13 protein-coding genes are annotated in these 17,288 nt (G+C 61.6%); 2 read left to right on the top strand and 11 right to left on the bottom strand.

Annotation, left to right across the window (positions count from 1 at the left end; translation table 11 throughout):
- Positions 1-105: 105 nt before the first annotated feature.
- A complete protein-coding gene (gene metB, locus Q0753_RS02630) occupies positions 106-1,266 on the top strand; it encodes a cystathionine gamma-synthase (protein ID WP_298716821.1) in 1,161 nt (386 codons plus the stop codon).
- The gene (gene metL, locus Q0753_RS02625) at positions 1,266-3,701 is read left to right on the top strand and encodes a bifunctional aspartate kinase/homoserine dehydrogenase II (protein WP_298716818.1); all 2,436 of its coding nucleotides are present in this window, start codon (positions 1,266-1,268) and stop codon (positions 3,699-3,701) included. The genes metB and metL overlap by 1 nt, the downstream gene beginning before the upstream one ends.
- 79 nt (positions 3,702-3,780) lie before the next feature.
- On the opposite strand, the gene proX is transcribed toward metL, so the two are convergent.
- From proX to ppc, 11 genes are all read right to left on the bottom strand, one after another.
- Positions 3,781-4,776: a glycine betaine/L-proline ABC transporter substrate-binding protein ProX gene (gene proX / locus Q0753_RS02620; RefSeq protein ID WP_298716815.1), complete on the bottom strand. Its 996-nt coding sequence runs from the start codon at positions 4,774-4,776 to the stop codon at positions 3,781-3,783.
- Between the two features lie 17 nt (positions 4,777-4,793).
- Positions 4,794-5,996: a glycine betaine/L-proline ABC transporter permease ProW gene (gene proW / locus Q0753_RS02615; protein ID WP_298716813.1), complete on the bottom strand. Its 1,203-nt coding sequence runs from the start codon at positions 5,994-5,996 to the stop codon at positions 4,794-4,796.
- Positions 5,993-7,192, bottom strand: a complete 1,200-nt coding sequence (proV, locus tag Q0753_RS02610; protein ID WP_298716810.1) for a glycine betaine/L-proline ABC transporter ATP-binding protein ProV — start codon at positions 7,190-7,192, stop codon at positions 5,993-5,995. Before proV ends, proW begins: the two co-directional genes overlap by 4 nt.
- A gap of 251 nt (positions 7,193-7,443) precedes the next feature.
- Positions 7,444-7,887, bottom strand: coding sequence for an NUDIX hydrolase (locus Q0753_RS02605; RefSeq protein WP_298716807.1), 444 nt, complete (start codon positions 7,885-7,887; stop codon positions 7,444-7,446).
- 210 nt (positions 7,888-8,097) lie between these two features.
- Positions 8,098-8,346, bottom strand: coding sequence for a GlsB/YeaQ/YmgE family stress response membrane protein (locus Q0753_RS02600; RefSeq protein WP_298716804.1), 249 nt, complete (start codon positions 8,344-8,346; stop codon positions 8,098-8,100).
- A 75-nt stretch (positions 8,347-8,421) separates the two neighbouring features.
- Positions 8,422-9,498, bottom strand: a complete 1,077-nt coding sequence (locus Q0753_RS02595) for a DUF1513 domain-containing protein (RefSeq protein ID WP_298716801.1) — start codon at positions 9,496-9,498, stop codon at positions 8,422-8,424.
- A complete protein-coding gene (locus tag Q0753_RS02590; RefSeq protein ID WP_298716798.1) occupies positions 9,498-10,544 on the bottom strand; it encodes an imelysin family protein in 1,047 nt (348 codons plus the stop codon). The genes Q0753_RS02595 and Q0753_RS02590 overlap by 1 nt, the downstream gene beginning before the upstream one ends.
- Positions 10,541-11,926: a di-heme oxidoredictase family protein gene (locus Q0753_RS02585; protein ID WP_298716794.1), complete on the bottom strand. Its 1,386-nt coding sequence runs from the start codon at positions 11,924-11,926 to the stop codon at positions 10,541-10,543. The genes Q0753_RS02590 and Q0753_RS02585 overlap by 4 nt, the downstream gene beginning before the upstream one ends.
- 330 nt (positions 11,927-12,256) lie before the next feature.
- Entirely contained in the window at positions 12,257-13,519 is a 1,263-nt protein-coding gene (locus Q0753_RS02580) for an imelysin family protein (RefSeq protein ID WP_298716789.1), read from the bottom strand.
- Between the two features lie 179 nt (positions 13,520-13,698).
- Positions 13,699-14,160 (bottom strand): Cys-tRNA(Pro) deacylase, encoded by a 462-nt coding sequence (gene ybaK / locus Q0753_RS02575; RefSeq protein WP_298716787.1) that lies wholly within the window; start codon positions 14,158-14,160, stop codon positions 13,699-13,701.
- 277 nt (positions 14,161-14,437) lie between these two features.
- Positions 14,438-17,074 carry a phosphoenolpyruvate carboxylase gene (gene ppc, locus Q0753_RS02570; RefSeq protein ID WP_298716782.1) on the bottom strand — a complete coding sequence of 879 codons (2,637 nt, stop codon included), beginning with the start codon at positions 17,072-17,074 and terminating at the stop codon, positions 14,438-14,440.
- Positions 17,075-17,288: the final 214 nt, after the last annotated feature.

Raw genomic sequence — 17,288 nt, 5'->3', positions numbered from 1 at the left:
GAAGGCTTGACGGCCCATTCCGGCTGGGTTACTGTGCGCGACTTGGAAGTTCCGTATTAGTAGCTAGCCAGGCTGCCTAAGCTGCCGTAGTGCAAAGGAGAGGATATGCCAGATTACCAGACCCAGACTCATGCCGTTCGTACCGGCATCGATACCGATACTCAGCATGGGGCTGTAGTGCCGCCTATCTACCTCAGCAGCACCTATTCTTTCGCCGATTTCAATGAGCAGCGCCGCTTCGATTATGCCCGCTCCGGCAACCCGACCCGCCAGACGCTGATCGATGCGCTGGCCCGGCTGGAAAAGGGCGCCGGCGCCGCCGTGACCGCCAGCGGCATGGGTGCCATCAATCTGATCATTACCTCCCAGCTGCAGGCCGGCGATCTGCTGCTGGCTCCTCATGACTGCTACGGCGGCAGCCACCGGCTGTTCAACTCCCTGGCCCAGAAAGGCAATTTCAAGGTCGAGTACGTTGATCAGACCGACGAGGCGGCGCTGGCGGCGGCCCTGGCCAAAAAGCCCAAAATACTGTGGATTGAAACGCCGTCCAACCCGCTGCTGCGAGTGGTGGATATAGCGGCACTGTGCGCGGCGGCCAAGGCCGTGGGCGCCCTGAGTGTGGTCGACAACACCTTTCTGTCGCCGGCCCTGCAACAGCCGCTGACCCTGGGTGCCGATCTGGTGGTGCACTCCACCACCAAATACATCAACGGCCATTCCGATGCGCTGGGCGGAGCCGTGGTGGCGGCCAGTGAAGAACGGGCCGAGGAGCTGCGCTGGTGGGCCAACTGCCTTGGCCTGACCGGCTCTGCCTTTGACAACTACCTCACCCTGCGCGGCCTGCGTACCCTGGGCGTGCGCATGCGTCAGCACTGCGAAAACGCCGAGGCGCTGGTCACCTATCTGCAGGGCCGGCCGGAAGTCAACACCATCTATCATCCCAGCCTGCCCGGCAACCCCGGCCACGAGGTGGCGGCGCGCCAGCAGCTGGGCTTTGGTGCCATGCTCAGCTTCGAGCTGAATGTGGACGAAGCGGGCATGAAGGCGTTTTTGAAGCAGTTGAAGCTGTTCTGCCTGGCCGAGTCGCTGGGTGGGGTGGAAAGCCTGATTGCCCATCCGGCCACCATGACCCATGCGGCCATGACCGAAGAAGCCCGTCTCGTTGCCGGTATCAGCAACCAGTTGTTGCGGGTGTCGGTGGGTATCGAGGATGTTCGCGACCTGATCGAAGATTTCGACAATGCATTCAAGGTGTTAAGCAAGTAATGACCCAGCAGCAGAACGACACCGACCGCCATCGGCGTCCGGTGCACAAATTTGGCGGCAGCAGCCTGGCCGATGCCGCCTGTTTTCATCGCGTGGCCGACATCATCAACAGCCAGCGTCAGCCCGACGCCCTGATTGTGGTGTCGGCGTCGGGTAAAACCACCAACCGGTTGATTGAATTGCTCAATCTGTTTACCAGTGGTGACAATGCCGCCGCGGCGACCCTGGAAGGACTGTACAGCTTTCAGCGCGGTTTAATCGAAAATACCCTGGATGAAACGGAAGCGGCGCCCCTGCTGGCGGCGCTGGATGAAGACATCAATACCATTGCCGGGGTACTGGAAAATCACCGTCTGGACGACTATCAGCGCAGTTTTATCCAGTCGTTCGGCGAGCTGTGGTCTTCCCGCCTGCTGGCCAGCCTGCTGAACAGTCAGGGTGTGCCGGCCGCCTCGCTGGACGCACGTCGTTTTTTGCGGGTATCCGGCTCACCGGTGCAGGTGGACGAGGCGCTCTCGCGCGAGCAATTACAGGGCATTCTGGCCGAGTATCCGGATCAGACACTGGTGGTGACCGGCTTTATTGCCGCCGATGCCGAAGGCCGTACCCGCTTGCTCGGGCGCAACGGCTCCGACTTCAGCGCCACCCTGCTGGCCGCCCTGGCCGACAGTTCACACAGCACCATCTGGAGCGATGTGCCGGGGGTGTTCAGTGCCGATCCCCGGCGGGTCACCGAAGCCCTGTTGCTGACCCGGCTGTCGTTGTCGGAAGCCGCCGAGCTGGCCCGACTGGGCTCGCCCATACTGCACAGCCGCACCCTGGGGCCGGTGTCGGCCAGCCGGCAACAGCTGATACTGCGCTGCAGTTACCACCCCAATGACGGTCACACCCGCATTGAACGCCTGCCCCGGCGAGAGTCGGGCGCCCGTATCGTGACCTCGGTAGACGATGCGGTACTGGTGGAAATGACCATTCCCGACCGTTATCAGGACAGAGTGAACGCCCTGACCGAGTGGCTGACCCGGCGCGAGCTGGCCCCCCTGGCCTGCAAGCGGCGTCCCGAACGCAAGCTGTGGCAGATTGCCTATACCCGCGAACAGGCCGAACAGGCCTTCTCGTTGCTGCGCGATCACCAGCCCGGTGGCGGCTTTGAAGACCTGCAGCAGCGGGAAGGTTTTTCACTGGTGGCGCTGGTGGGCAAGGGCGTGACCGCCCAAGCCGAGCAGTGCCTGCATTTCTACCATGCGCTGAACGAGCAGCCGCTGGAGTTTATCCAGCCCGCCAAAAACGGCCTCAGCCTGGTGGGGGTGGTACGTAAAGTCATGCTGGAGCCCTTGCTGCTGCGGTTGCACCAGAGCCTGTTCAGCCGGCCTCGGCGTATCGGTCTGATCCTGTTTGGCCGGGGCAACATCGGCCAGGCCTGGCTCAAGCTGTATCGGCAAGAGAAGGCGCGGCTGGAGCAGACCCTGAACGTGCAGCTGACCCTGTACGGCGTGTTCGACTCCAAAGGTGCCATGCTCGCCAGCCAGGGGCTGGCCGTGGAGCAGGTGCTCAACAACTTCCAGCCCGAGTCCATGGTCTGGCCCGACTGGCTGGAAAACCTGGAAGAACACGGTTTCGACCAGCTGGTGGGACTCGACTTCACCGCGTCCGACACCCTGGTGCAGTACTATCCGAATCTGGTGCAGCAGCATATTCATCTGATTGCCGCCAACAAGCTGGCGGGCGCGGCTGAGCAGGGTTTTTATCTGCGATTGAAGCAGACTCTGGCCGAGCATCGGGTACAGTTTCTCAGCAACGCCACCGTCGGCGCCGGGTTGCCGGTGCAGAGCAGCCTGCGCCAGCTGCAACAATCGGGCGAGCAACTCCGTGGTATCAGCGGCATCTTTTCCGGCACCCTGAGCTGGCTGTTTCAGCGCTTTGATGGCAGCCAGCCGTTTTCCGAACTGTTGTTGCAGGCCTGGCAGCAGGGGTTGACCGAGCCGGATCCGCGCCAGGATCTGAGCGGGCAGGATGTGAAGCGCAAGCTGGTCATTCTGGCGCGAGAGGCGGGTTTCGATCTGGATCCCGAACAGGTCAAGGTCAGCGATCTGGTACCCGGCTCACTCGCCGCGCTGGAGAAAGAGGTGTTCTTCGACCGGTTGGCCGAACTGGACCAGCCGCTGGCCGAGGCGCTGGCCAGCGCGCGCGAACAAGGCGGCCTGTTGCGCCATGTCGCCCGTTTCGATGCGACCAGCGGCGAAGCCAGCGTGGGGCTGGAAGTCGTGGCCGCAGATCACGCTTTCGCCCACCTGCGACCCGGCGACAATGTCTATGCTATCGAAACCCGGCACTATCGGCAGAACCCGCTGGTGATCCAGGGGCCGGGGGCCGGCCGGGAAGTGACCGCCGGCGCCATGCAGGCCGACTTGTGGAATCTGCTGGCCGGTCTGTAACGAAAAAGGCTCCCGCAGGAGCCTTTTTTCATTACATTGAGTTGTCCTTTCCGAAGGCGGGCAGGGTCTTTTTTGATGCTTACTTCGCGGCCTCGAGAGCGGCGTCTACCCAGCCATCGAACTTGGCCTGGTGGGCCTTTATCCAGCCGTCGGTATGGCGTTCTATGGCGGCGGGGGTGTCTTCGCCCTGTTTCATGCGCAGGTTCTGGGCGCTGATGTCGTTGGCGGAGATCTGCATCACTTCAAACAGTTTGGCGGCCGCCGGGTTGGCTTCGGCAAACTCCCGGTTGGCCACTATGTGCTGGGTGTTGGCCTGAAACCCGTAGTCCTTGCCGTTGGGCAGTGAAGTATCTACGTCCTTGCGTTCGCCGGGCAGGGAGGAAAAGGGAACTTCCAGCCAGATGACGTCCTTGCCGGGCACCAGCTCGCCGCTGATCCAGTAGGGGGTCCAGGTGTAGTAAAAAATGGGTTCATCGGCCCGGTAGCGGGAAATGGTGTCGGCCATAATGGCCGAATAGGCGCCCTGATTATGGGTAATGGTGTCGCGCAGGCCGTAGGCATCCAGATGGTGTTCAATCACTTTTTCGCAGCCCCAGCCCGGGGTGCAGCCGGTCAGATCGGCCTTGCCGTCGTCGTTTACATCGAACAGGGCGGCAATGTCCGGCTCCTTGAGTTGGCCGATATTGGTGATGCCGTGTTGTTCGGCGGTGCGCTTGTCGATCAGGTAGCCCTGCAGGGCACCGGTGGAATAGACCCCTTCCCGGTAGAGTTTTTCGTCACCACCGGCGGCTTTATAAAAGTCGATATGCAGCGGGTCCCAGTGGTCGGCCATAAAGGTGGCGTCGCCGTTGGCCAGGGCGATGTGGCCGGCGGCGTATTCGATTTCCTGAATGTCCTTCACGGTGTAGCCCAGTTTTTCCAGCCCCTTCATGACCAGCAGGGTCTGAAAGGTTTCCTCGGCAATGGAGCTTTTCAGGGGCTGTACCGAGATGCCGTCGCCGGGCAGGGCCGCGAGGGCGCTCAGGCTGAAGGTGGAGGCCAGCAGGCCGCCGGAAATAGCGCTTATCAGTTTCATTTTTCTCTCCTTGTCGTTTATTCCTTGTTGCCCAGCAGGCGATACAACAGACCCGCAGGGCCGGTTTGATACCAGTGATGTATACCCCGGCTACGCTTGTTCTGACCCATGGACTGGGTCAGCCGGTCCAGAATAATGGCCATTAATACAATGCCCAGGCCGCCCACGGTGGCCAGGCCCATGTCGAGCCGGCCGATACCCCGCAACACCATCTGACCCAGGCCACCGACGGCGATCATGGACGCGATGACCACCATCGACAGGGCCAGCATCAGGGTCTGGTTGATACCGGCCATGATGGTGGGCATGGCCAGAGGCAGTTGCACTTTGAACAGCAGCTGTGACGGGCTGGCGCCAAAGGAGCGGGAGGCCTCCACCAGATCTTCCGGTACCTGGCGAATGCCCAGGCTGGTGAGGCGGATCAACGGCGGCAGAGCGAAGATGATGGTCACGACCACGCCGGGTACGTTACCGATGCCGAACAGCATGACGATGGGCACCAGATACACGAAGGCCGGGGTGGTCTGCATGGCGTCGAGCACCGGGCGCAGGGTGGTCTGGGCCCGGTTGCTGTAGCCCAGCCAGATCCCCAGCGGCAGCCCGATAAGCACGCAGAACACCACGGAAGTAAGCACCAGCGACAGGGTGATCATGGCCTCGTTCCAGGCGCCGATGGCGCCGATCAATACCAGTGACAGCAAACTGCCCAGGCCCAGCCGCCATCCGGATACCTGCCAGGCCAGCAGGGCCACCAGCAGGATCAGTACGGGAGAGGGAATGGCCAGCAGGCCTTGCTCCACACCGGAGAGAATAGTGTCTATGGGGGCGCGTACTGCCTGAAAACCGCTGCGAAAGTGAACGACCACCCAGTCCAGCCCATGTTCTACCCAGCGGTCGAGGGGAATCAGCGCATCCTGAAAGGGGTTCAGCCAGTCGATACCGGCTTGTTCTGCCGGTGCTTCGGGAGCGGCATCGAGCCAGCTGCCCCCGGTATCGGCCGGCGCGTCCGACTCCCAGGGGTTGCTGTCGGCGGGGGCATCGGCGGTGCTGCCCCAGGGGTCGGCGGCAGCTGCTTCGGCAGAAGAAGATTGGTCCTCGGTGCCGGCATCGGCGGTGTTGCCCCAGGGGTCGGCGGCAGCTGCTTCGGCAGGAGAAGTCTGGTCCTCGGTGCCGGCATCGGTCGCCGCCGCCCAGGGATCCGGGTTTTGTTCCTTGCTCATGAGGGGGTTTCTCCTTGGCGATCCAGTATTTCCAGCAGGGCGGACTTGGTGATCACGCCCAGGTAGCGCTCCTGTTCGTCGATCACGGGCAGTGCGCAGGGTGCCTGGGCCGCCTGGCCCAGCACCTTGCCCAGCGGCGTGTCGGCGGATACCGGCTCGAGCTCGCTCAGCATGGCGGCCTGCAACTCGCTGCCGGATTTTTCTGCCTGTATGAGTGATTCAACCGATACCGTGCCCAGGTAGTGTTGCTCCCGGTTCAGTACGCAGCCATGCTGCCGTCCTGACTCGCGCAGCTGGCGCAGGGCCTGGCTGACACCGCCTTCACCTTCGGACTCCAGAGTGGGCTGCTGGTCGCTGGCCACGTCTTTGGCGCTGAATACCTGGCTGACATCCACGCCGCGAAAGAAGCTTTTCACATAGTCGTTGGCCGGGTTGTTGAGAATGTCGTCAGGGGTACCCACCTGCACCACTTCGCCTCCTTCCATGATGGCGATGCGATCGCCGATGCGCATGGCTTCGTCCAGATCGTGGGAGATGAACACTATGGTGCGTTGGTCGCGGGCCTGCAGTTGAATGAGCTCGTCCTGCATTTCGGTCCGGATCAGTGGGTCGAGCGCGGAAAAGGCTTCGTCCATCAGCAGTACGTCGGGATCCACCGCCAGCGCCCGGGCCAGTCCCACCCGCTGTTGCATGCCGCCGGAGAGCTGGTCCGGGTAGGAATGCAGGTGGGCCGCCAGTCCGACTCGCTCCAGTGCTTCCCGGGCAGTTTGATGACGCTCACCCTTGGCCACGCCGTCCAGCTCAAGACCGAAGGCGACGTTGTCCTGAATGTTGAGGTGGGGCATGAGCGCGAAGGACTGGAACACCATGCTGATCTTTTTGCGCCGGGCCTGACGCAGGGCGTGGGCGTTCATGGAGGCGATGTCTTCACCGTCCAGGTATACGTGACCGCGGGTGGGCTCAATCAGACGGTTGAGCAGGCGTACCAGAGTGGATTTTCCCGAGCCGGACAGCCCCATGATCACGAAGATTTCGCCGGGGTAAATATCGAAACTGGCGTCTTTTACCGCCGTGGTCAGGGAGGTCTGCTGGAAAATGTCGTCTTTGCCCAGCCCCTGCTCCAGCAGAGGAAAGGCCCGCTCGGGCTGGTCGCCGAACACCTTGTACAGGTTGGCGACAGAAAGTTTGGGCTGCATATCCTTTGCCATTTTGTTGAGGGTTAAATTGTTTAGCTTTCTAAGTATATGATCTTACTATGCCTTAAGATGGGCTGGCAGCACAAGTCCCTTTTATGTCAGTTTTTAGCCATATAAACGACCAAATCATAGAGATGCAGGGACGACAGGGGAATATCAAAGGCTTTGCAGGAAGCCTTTGATGAGAGAAAAACATTACAGAACGATACTTTTACGTGATGATATATGCGCATGGCTGGCGCAGGCAGGGGTTACTCTGGCCGGGATCGCTCGATGATTTCCTGCAAGTCCGGGCACAGCGGCGAGGGCAGGGCCTCGGGGCTGAACCAGGCCACCGCCTCGGCATCGTCGGCTGCCTGCGGGGTTCCGCTGCGATACTGGCCGCCGACTGCCACCATCACATAGTGGTGGGCCAGCTCGCCGTCGTCACCGTTGGCCAGCACGTCATAACAGGCGAAGGGCGCCGTCATCTCGGCGTGAACCCCGGTTTCCTCCCGCAGTTCCCGGGCCGCGCCTTCGGCCATGGTTTCGCTCCATTCCAGCTTGCCGCCCGGAAAGCCCCAGTGACCGGCGTGGGGGGCATGCTTGCGCTTGACCAGCAGCACCTGCTGCCGGTGCCAGACGACGGCAATCACGCCGACCTTGGGTGAGGGTTTGATATGTACTGACGGCGATTTGTGTGTTGAAGGCTCCATTCGTGCTCCTGATGACAAGAATCAGGCATCACCATAACCCGGATGAGACTTGGGTGCATTGGGTCGATAAACCGTGTTTTAGTCTGATGCGGAATATCGGACAAAGGGTTCAGCCCCACCGACTCGCGGTAGATACTCCCTGTATGCTCTCTGTTTCATCCCTGAAACAGAAGGTCGGTGGAGATAACCCTGTTACTTCTCGAACCATCGTTATTTTTTCAGCAGTCGGTAAACGAACAGCAGGGCCAGGGCGCCGATGATGGCGGTGAAAAAGCTGCCGAGGTTGAAGCCGGTCACCGAGCCGAAGCCGAGGCGGGTGCCGATCCAGCCGCCGACGAAGGCACCGGCAATACCCAGCAGCATGGTCATGATGATACCGCCGCCGTCCCGGCCCGGCATCAGCCACTTGGCCAGCATGCCGGCCAGTAACCCAAACACAATCCAGCTTAAAATACCCATGTGATGTTCCTTGTGCCGATGATGAGGAGTGAACATGGGTCCCCGACAAACGAAGACCCTAGAGCCTAATGATAGTCAGGCGTCAATCAAAGCCCAGTGATTATCCCATTGGTAGGCCGAATAGAAGCGTTGCTCGCGACCGCCGTTGTCGAGCCGGCTGATGCCGCCCTGGCCGCTGCCCAGCCAGATGTTCTCACCTTTGGCCGAGGCGCCGGAGGCGTCGGGCAGGGGGGCGATGCGGATAAGCTCGCCACTGTGACGATGCCAGAGGCCATAACAGTTGCCGGGCGGCGAGGTGGCGGCAATCAGGGTATCGGTGACGGCGATGCTGGCGATGTAGTGATTGAAGCGGGCCCAGTCGAGCGTGGTGCCGCCCAGCGGTTGCAATGGCTGGCCGGGCCGGTGGCGCACGATCAGCGGCGGATAGTCGTCCGGCTCGCCTCTGTACTGCTGACCGGTGAACACCTCGCCGTCATGGGTGACCGCCAGATGGCGAATCGACAGGTGTTTGTCTGCCAGGGTGGCCTGCTCCAGCAGTGCGCCGGTAGTGGCGTCGAGATAGCTCAGGCTGGGTGCCATGGTATTCAGGTTGAGTGGTTCCCGCCCTTGAGTGTGCACGCCGCCCACGCCCACTACCAGGTTGCCGTTGGGCAGCAGGCGGATTTCGTGCGGGCCTATACCGAAGCCGCGATATTCCGCCACTTTTTCCAGCCTGTCCGCCGCCAGCGCGTAGACGCCGATGATGCCTTCGCTGCTGTCGCCGACGCCCTCGGTGGTAAACAGCCTGTTGCCATCGGCGCTGAACACACCGTGACCGTAATAATGCCGCCGGGGGTCGGCTTTGCGCACCTGCAACAGGCGTCCTTCGGCATGGTCGAACAGACTGAGAAAGCCGCCCGGGCGGCGGGCATGACAGACCGCCAGCGGCATATGAGGATGCACCGCCATGCCATGGCCCCGGTCGGGCAGTGGCAGCTCATAGCGCAGGCTGCCATCCAGATTGAGCGCCTGCACCACATAGCGATCCTGCGCTCTACGTCCGCCGCCGATCAGGTAACTTTGCGGGCTGCGGGGCAGGGCGCAACCGGCCAGTCCGAGGCTGCACAGGACGCCGGCGGCAGACAGGCCTTTCAGAAACTGGCGCCGTTGCATCAGTCACCGTCCGTGGCGTTGAAGCCGAGGTTCAGGCCCAGCTCTTCGGGCAGGCGCTGTTTCAGCTGGTAACCCAGTTGATCGAACGACAGCTTGAAGCGCAGCAGGGCGGCGTAGCGATCCCCTTCCAGCCAGTAGCCCAGGCTGTCGCCTGCGGGCAGATGCTTGAGGGTGTCGGCAAAGGCATGATCCAGCGCCGCGATAACGGCGGCATGACTCGAGTCTGGTTGTTGTGAACCTTGCAGATAGGCGCGGATGCCGCCATGGCGGTATTCCTGCTCCAGCGACAGCAGGCTGGCGCGCAGAAAGTGCAGCGACTGACCGCTGCGCCAGGCCTCGGCAAACAGCGGCCGCGGGTGTTCGACGGTGTTCAGCGGCAGCACCAGCTTCTTTTCTATACGCTCGTAACGATGAGACAGCTGGCCCAGTATCTGGGTCAGCAGGGCGGTACTGCCACCCTGTTGCTGCATTCGGTTCAGCTGTTGCTGGTAACCGTCGGCATCATGCCAGGCGGTGCTCAGCCGTTGGCCATTGGCCGCCAGCTCGGCACCGATGCCGGGTAGCAGCAGGCAGCGCTGCCGGGCCGTGAGGTCGTTTTCGAGCAGATATTCCATGGCGCCCAGGGTGGTGGTGACACCTTGTTGCCGCACGGGCTGCCCCTGCTCGACGGCGGTCAGCTGGCGTTGCAGTTGCTTGCCGGTGGTGTCTTTCTTGTCGGGCCAGAACTGAAAGGCAAAGCTCAGGCCTTCGGCATCCAGCGGACCACCGCTCTGACCCTGATGGGCGCTCCAGGTGGCAAAGCTGCGGCGCCAATGCTGTTTGAGATCGGCCAGCGCATCTTTCTGGGTGGCAGACGATGACGCCCGGCAATAATCGCTGCCGGCCTGTTGCAATTGCTGCAGTTCGCCGGCCAGCCGGTCGGCCTGTGCGCGCATGAAGGTCAGATGATGATCGCTCAGGGTCTGCAGGGCCGGATCAAGCGGTGGCTGACTCTGACAGGCGGTCAGGGTGCCAAGGGTGGCGAGCAGCAACAGTGTTTTTTTCATAGGGACTCCAGAAAGGCGATGAGCTGAGCGCGTTCTTCACTGCTCATGGCGATGACGCTTTGTTTGGCGGCCTCGGCTTCGCCACCGTGCCAGAGAATGGCCTCCAGCAGGCTACGGGCACGGCCATCGTGCAGGTAATAGGCATCGCTGCCGGCCACTTCGCCGGCATAGCCCAGCCCCCAGAGTGGCGGCGTGCGCCATTCCTGACCGTTAGCCTGAAACTCGGGTCGGTTGTCGGCCAGGCCTTCGCCCATGTCGTGCAGCAGCAGATCGGTATAGGGATAGATTTTCTGGTGGCTCAGAGCGGCACTGTCATGTTCGCCTGTGGTGTAAGAAGGGGTATGGCAACCGCTGCAGCCCAGCGCCAGAAACAGCTGTTCGCCGGCGGCCACGTCGGGGTGGTCCAGATTACGGCGGGCGGGCACCGCCAGGTGCTGGCTGTAGAAGGTGACCGAGTCCATGATGTCGTCGCTGACTTCAATTTGGCCACCATCGGGATACCGGTCGCAGCCCTGCGCCGGAGCGCAATCGTCGGCGGGAAACAGCGACGAGCTCAGCCCCATGTCACCGGCGAAGGCACCGGCATCCTGCTGGCGCAGGTTGGGCTGGCCCGCCTTCCAGCCGAAGCGACCGATGACAGTTTGCTCTGCGGCAATGTCCCACACCCGGTTGGCGCGGCCGCTGATGCCATCTCCGTTGCTGTCTTGTGGATCTTCGCGCACCAGCAGGTCGGTTTCATCGATGGCTTCCAGCAGGCCCAGGCCAATCATGGGCGGGGCGATGCGGGACGAGAACAGGGTATCCGGGTGCAATGTACCGTAGCCGGGCTCGGCCACCGTCAGTTGTGGCTGACGCAGTTCCACCTCGGTGCCGTCTTTCATGCTCACGATATGGGTCTGATAGTCGATCTGTACCCTGCCCTCCGGGTGAGCACCGGGAATGGCCATGTCCTGCAGCTGGCCGCCATAGGTGGGCTCGTTGATTACGCCATGCACCCGCAACCATGCCTGCTGTTCGGGGCTGCCGTCGCTCGGAATCGACAGCCGTACCAGCATGCTGACCGCGTTGTCACCGGCAAACTGCGGCGGGTGGCCGCGGCCATCCTTGACGTGACAGCTCTGACAGGCGTTGGTATTGAACAGTGGACCCAGGCCATCACGGGCATCGGTGGTGGCGGGCGCGGTGACCCAGGGGTTGCGAAAGAAGCTGTTGCCGACCGAGAAATCCAGTCGCTTTTGAAAGCTGAGGTTGGCGGCGGGCATGGAATAGGCGTTGGCACCGGTTTTGTCGGTGGTGGTGTCGCCACCGGGCTTGGCCGGGTTGGCCTGTGCATTCAGGGCCAGGGTGGCGCCGAGTAGCAAGCTGCCGAGTCGAAAAAGCATAGAGACTCCAGAGTAAAAGGGGACATCTGTGGCTTCAGAGTATTGAACGAGTCGTCTTGCGGATGTCGAACACTCGGCCAAAAGGTCAGCACCGCCGACACGCGATGAATACATCCGTGTACGCTCTCCGTTTCATCCCTGAAACGGAAGGTCGGCGGAGCAGATCCCTTTGGCCTTTTACTGGCACTGGTGCCGTCTGTTATTCGTTGCCTGAAGATCTGTTTGCAGTCTGATGCTCAAGGTGTGCCGTGGCGGGAAGGTGTCGGTGCCGAGACTCCGCCCTTCCGCTGTATTGTTATTGATACGGGTTATTGACGTTCGTGTGTGAACTCAGAACTCGTGATCGGCGGTGTCCGGATTCAGGTTGCTGATGCCGATGGTGTTGGCGGCCAGCTCGATAGCGCGGGTCTGCTCGACCAGGCCGTCGATGGCATCCAGCACCAGCTGGTTACCGGCCGGGTTGTCGGCGGCAATCAGCTGATCAAAATGCACATTATTGAGTTCGGCAGATGCGACCAGCTGGTATACCCCCTGTTCGCTCTCGCGCATCTGAACGCCAATCTGTTTGGCGGCATCGCTGTCTTGCTGTGCCACCAGCTGCAGCAGCGAAGGGCCCTGCAGTATGCTGCCGTCGATGCGCTGGTACTCGCCGAACATCAGATTAACGATGCCTTTTTCGTTGTAATAATGAGAGTGGTGGGTGTTGTCGGAGAAGCAGTCGTGCTCGTCTTCCACCGAGTTGGCCACCAGTGCCACCTTCATCCGTTCACCGGCCAGCTCGCCCAGTGACAGGGAGCCCATGCCGAACAGCATGCGGCGCAGGCCTTCTTCGGCGGGCAGGGCGGTCAGTTCGGCGCGATAGTTGCCGTTCTGGCCGGCTTGCCACTGGCTGCTCATCCAGCCGAGATCACTGACCAGCAGCTGACTGGCGGCCTGCAGGTAATCCCGGCGGCGGTCGCAGTTGCCGTTGGTGCAGTCTTCGCCCAACGCATAGTCGGTGTAGGGGCGCTCGCCGGCACCGGCGTTCGTGCCGTGCAGATCCTGGCCCCAGAGCAGAAACTCGATGGCGTGATAACCGGAGGCCACGTTGGCTTCGGAGCCGGCCAGTTCGTTGAGGCCGGCCAGCAGCTCGGGGGTGATGTTGCCGACATCCAGCTGCTCACCACCAACCTGCAGTGCCGTGTTGGCAACGATATTGGCGGCGGCGCCGTCGTTGCCCAGCTCGTGCTGATAGCCGGCGGCCACATAGTCGATCAGCCCTTCATCCAGCGGCCAGGCGTTGAGCTGGCCTTCCCACTCGTCGACCACCGGGTTGCCGAAACGAAACACCTCGGACTGCTGATAAGGCACCCGGGCGGCTTTCCAGGCGGTACGCGCCTGAGCCAGGGTTTGCTCGCCTGGGCTGGCCAGCAGTTGCTGAATGGCCACATCCAGCTTCTCGGCGGCCGTCAGGGAGTCGGCGTAAACCGCATGGGCGATGTCGGTATAGTGTTCGACCACTTGTTTCTGGCTGACCGCGGGGGTACTGGTCTGGGCGCAACCGCTCAGCAGGGCACCGATGGTGGCGGCGAGCACGAGTTTGGGGTAAGGCATCCGGATATCCTTATGACTATGCGTTTGAGAATCGTTTGTATTATCGGATGCGAATGGTAGCGTTTTTCGGCAACTAGCCGCAAGAACTAGCAGAAAAAATGTCTGACTTCCTACGGAAGGCGATCATTCTTCACGCCTCACGCCTCACGCCTCACGCCTCACGCCTCACGCCTCACGCCTCACTCGGCGATGTCGGCCACCACGGCGCCGAGCAGGTTTTGCACCACCTCGGCGGCAACGCCCACCGACAGCCCGCGCTTGCCGCCGGACACCAGTATTTGAGGGTAGTTATTGGCCGAGGCGTCCAGAACTGTTGGCAACCGTTTCTTCTGGGCGAAGGGGCTGATGCCACCCACCTTGTAGCCGGTCAGTCGTTCCGCCTTGGCGGGCGGCATCATGTCGAGCTTTTTCACCCCGGCGGCCTTGGCCAGGCGTTTGAGATTGACCTTGCCGGAAGAGGGCACCAGCGCCACGACCGGCCCCTGTTCGCCTTCGGTGAGCAGCGTCTTGAACACCTGCTCCGGCGGCACCTGTAATTGTTCGGCCGCATGGGCGCCAAAGTCATCCAGGGTCGTGCATTCATATTGATGTTGGGTAAAGGTGGCTTTTTGTTTTTCCAGAAACAGGATGGCAGGGGTCATGGTGAAATCCGGTGAATAAGTGAAGGAAAAATTATGCAGATAAATACAGCTGTAAGCTATAAGCCGGAAGAAAATGGGATTGGGGATTGGGGATTGGGGATTGAGGGCTGGGGATATTCATCCCAGCCTGGGCAACTGAAGGAAAGTAAAGGGGATCACAGAGCCGACTGTGACATGCCAGGGATGGCATGTTCGAGCCCACATGGAGGTGCTTGTGGCGTGTCGGCGTTGTGACCCCTTTACTCGACTGTGCAGAATGTCTCTTCTTACAGCTGATTTATCCCGTATTTCGCATGCCGGCGGCGATGCCGGCGATGGTGACCATCAGAGCCTGATCCAGCACCGGATGAATTTCTCCCTGCTGGCGCGAGCGTTTGAGCAACTCGGCCTGCAACACGTTGAGCGGATCCGTGTAGGGGTTGCGCAAGGTGATGGACTCCTTGATCCAGGGTTGGTCCGACAGCAGCTCGGCTTCTTCCTTGAGTTGCAGGATCAGCGCCATGCTGGCTTTCAGCTCGTCGCGCAGTTGCCGGCCCAACGGTTTGAGTGCTTCCGGTACCAGTACGCTGTCGTAGTAGGCGGCCAGATTGGGATCGGTTTTGAGAAACACCATTTCCAGCATGTCCAGCCGCGCACGGAAGAAGGGCCAGCGCTTGTTCATCGCTATCAGGGTGTCTTCCTGGCCGTTGGCAATCACCTGTTCCAGCCCCTTGTGAGCGCCCAGCCAGGCGGGCAGCATCAGCCGGTTCTGGGTCCAGGCAAAAATCCAGGGAATGGCGCGCAGGCTTTCTACCCCGCCATTGGGTTTGCGTTTGGCCGGGCGCGAGCCCAGCGGCAGCTTGCCCAGCTCCTGCTCGGGGGTGGCGGCACGGAAGTAAGGCACGAAATCCGGCTCGTCACGGATGAGTCGCCGATAGTGGGCACAGGAGACCTCGGCCATGGTGTCCATCAGCTCGCGCCACCGGGGCTCGGGCTCGGGCGGCGGCAGCAGGTTGGCCTCCAGCACGGCGCTGGCATAGAGCGCCAGGCTGTCGATGGCCACCTTGGGCAGACCGAACTTGAAGCGAATCATTTCGCCCTGCTCGGTAACGCGCAGGCCGCCAAGGGTCGAGCCCGGGGGCTGCGCCAGAATGGCCTGACGGGCCGGGCCGCCGCCACGACCCAGGCTGCCGCCCCGGCCATGGAACAGGGTCAGCTTGATCTGTTCCTGCGCGCTGATACCGACCAGTTTTTCCATGGCGCTGTACTGGGCCCAGCCTGCGGCCATCATGCCCGCGTCCTTGGCCGAGTCGGAATAGCCAATCATCACGAACTGGCGACCCTGCAGATAGCCGCGATACCAGGGCAGATGATACAGCTGCTCGATCACTTCGGCGCCGTTGTTGAGATCGTCCAGGGTTTCAAACAGCGGTGCCACCGGCAGCGGAAAGTCGACGCCGCATTCCTTCAGCAGCAGTTGTACCGCCAGCACATCGGACGGCGCGCCGGCCATGGAGATGATGTAAATGCCGAAGGCGTCCTGCGGGTGGTCGGCGATGACCTTGCAGGTATCCAGTACTTCCTTGGTGTCGGCACTGGGCTGCCATTGGCCCGGCAGCCCTTGTCGCGGCAATAGGGGGCGACGGGAGTTGAGTTCGTTGAGCAGAAACGCCTGCTTGTCGGCCTCGCTCCAGTCGGCGTAATCGCCGAGGCCGAGGTAACGGGTGATTTCGGCCAGGGCCTGGGTGTGGCGTTCGCCGTCCTGGCGCACATCCAGCTTGAGCAGGTGAATGCCGAAGCAGGCGACCTTGCGGATCACGTCCAGCAACAGGCCGTCGGCGATTTTGCCGAGGCCGCATTCCTGCAGCGAGCGATAGCACAGCTCCAGCGGCTGGCGCAGTTGCTCTGTGGTGGTGATCAGATCCCGGGCGTCGGTGCTCTGGCCCTGTACCCGGGCGTTGAGGTGCATCAGGGTTTCGCGCAGATCTTCACGCAGGGTACGCAGTATGGCCCGGTAGGGCTCGTCGCTCTGATCGGCGGCACGATAGAGTTCATCGTTGGCCTGAGACATCGACAGCTCGGATACCAGTTCCTGAATGTCGTTGAGAAACAGCGAGCTGGCCATCCAGCGGCCGAGCAGTAACACCTCGCGGGTCACCTTGGCGGTGACGAAGGGGTTGCCGTCCCGATCGCCGCCCATCCAGGAGGCGAAGCGCACCGGAGAGGCATCCAGCGGCAGTCGCGCGCCCAGCTGCTCATGCAACTGGTCGTCGAGCTGGCGCATGAATTTGGGCAGGGCGGGCCAGAGGCTGTTTTCGATCACCGCAAAGCCCCATTTGGCTTCGTCGACCGGGGTCGGCCGCTGGGCGCGGATTTCGTTGCTGTGCCAGGCCTGGGTGATCAGTTGCTCGACCCGGGCCAGTAGCTCGGTTTTTTCCTGCTCGGGCAGATCCAGCTCCAGCGCCGCCAGGCAGTCGTTGAGCTGCACGTGCTTGTGAATAAAGGTTCGACGGGTCACTTCGGTGGGGTGGGCAGTCAGCACCAGTTCGATATCCAGGCTGGCAACGGCTTCCCTGATGCTGGCCTCGTTCACCTCGGCCGTTTTCAGTCGTTCGAATACCTGACTGAGCGGGCTGGGACCGGCGTTATGCTGATATTCCCGGGAGATGGTGTGAAACTGTTCGGCGACGTTGGCCAGGTTGAGAAACTGGCTGAAGGCGCGGGCCACCGGTAACAGCTCGTGGTCGCTCAGGTTCTTGAGGGTATCCAGCAACTGCTGCTGATCCTCGTCGTTACCCTGGCGCGCCGACTTGGCCAGCTGGCGAATGGTTTCGATTTTGTCGAGAAAGGCCTGGCCGTGGTGATCCTTGATGGTATCGCCCAACAGTTGTCCCAGCAGGCCGACGTTGGCCCTGAGTGCCGCATGATTATCCATATCTGCCTCATCTGTATAGTTGTTATAGCTTGTTGTTTCCGCTGAGCGTTATCTAGCCACCTTTCCTTATACCGGTCAATCTCGCCGAAGACGGACCGGCATTTTTGGGATCTGTTTCGCTAAATGTCAGGTGAGGGGAGGAATGACGTTGGGACTGGAGGACAAAGGGCCCGCTCCGCCGACACGCCATGAATACCTCCTTGTAGGCTCTCTG

It is taken from the genome of uncultured Oceanisphaera sp., assembly GCF_947495715.1.
In the GTDB taxonomy this organism is placed as follows: Bacteria; Pseudomonadota; Gammaproteobacteria; order Enterobacterales; family Aeromonadaceae; genus Oceanimonas; species Oceanimonas sediminis.
Note: the sequence above shows the minus strand (reverse complement) of the source record. Positions and strands in the feature narration are given on the sequence as shown.

Bases quoted from the DNA above. Each gene is read 5' to 3' on its own strand.
- Q0753_RS02580 (WP_298716789.1), bottom strand. From the start codon at position 13,519: ATGCCTTACCCCAAACTCGTGCTCGCCGCCACCATCGGTGCCCTGCTG.
- Q0753_RS02590 (WP_298716798.1), bottom strand. From the start codon at position 10,544: ATGAAAAAAACACTGTTGCTGCTCGCCACCCTTGGCACCCTGACCGCC.
- ybaK (WP_298716787.1), bottom strand. From the start codon at position 14,160: ATGACCCCTGCCATCCTGTTTCTGGAAAAACAAAAAGCCACCTTTACC.
- Q0753_RS02595 (WP_298716801.1), bottom strand. From the start codon at position 9,498: ATGCAACGGCGCCAGTTTCTGAAAGGCCTGTCTGCCGCCGGCGTCCTG.
- Q0753_RS02600 (WP_298716804.1), bottom strand. From the start codon at position 8,346: ATGGGTATTTTAAGCTGGATTGTGTTTGGGTTACTGGCCGGCATGCTG.
- Q0753_RS02605 (WP_298716807.1), bottom strand. From the start codon at position 7,887: ATGGAGCCTTCAACACACAAATCGCCGTCAGTACATATCAAACCCTCA.
- proX (WP_298716815.1), bottom strand. From the start codon at position 4,776: ATGAAACTGATAAGCGCTATTTCCGGCGGCCTGCTGGCCTCCACCTTC.
- metL (WP_298716818.1), top strand. From the start codon at position 1,266: ATGACCCAGCAGCAGAACGACACCGACCGCCATCGGCGTCCGGTGCAC.
- proV (WP_298716810.1), bottom strand. From the start codon at position 7,192: ATGCAGCCCAAACTTTCTGTCGCCAACCTGTACAAGGTGTTCGGCGAC.
- ppc (WP_298716782.1), bottom strand. From the start codon at position 17,074: ATGGATAATCATGCGGCACTCAGGGCCAACGTCGGCCTGCTGGGACAA.
- metB (WP_298716821.1), top strand. From the start codon at position 106: ATGCCAGATTACCAGACCCAGACTCATGCCGTTCGTACCGGCATCGAT.
- Q0753_RS02585 (WP_298716794.1), bottom strand. From the start codon at position 11,926: ATGCTTTTTCGACTCGGCAGCTTGCTACTCGGCGCCACCCTGGCCCTG.
- proW (WP_298716813.1), bottom strand. From the start codon at position 5,996: ATGAGCAAGGAACAAAACCCGGATCCCTGGGCGGCGGCGACCGATGCC.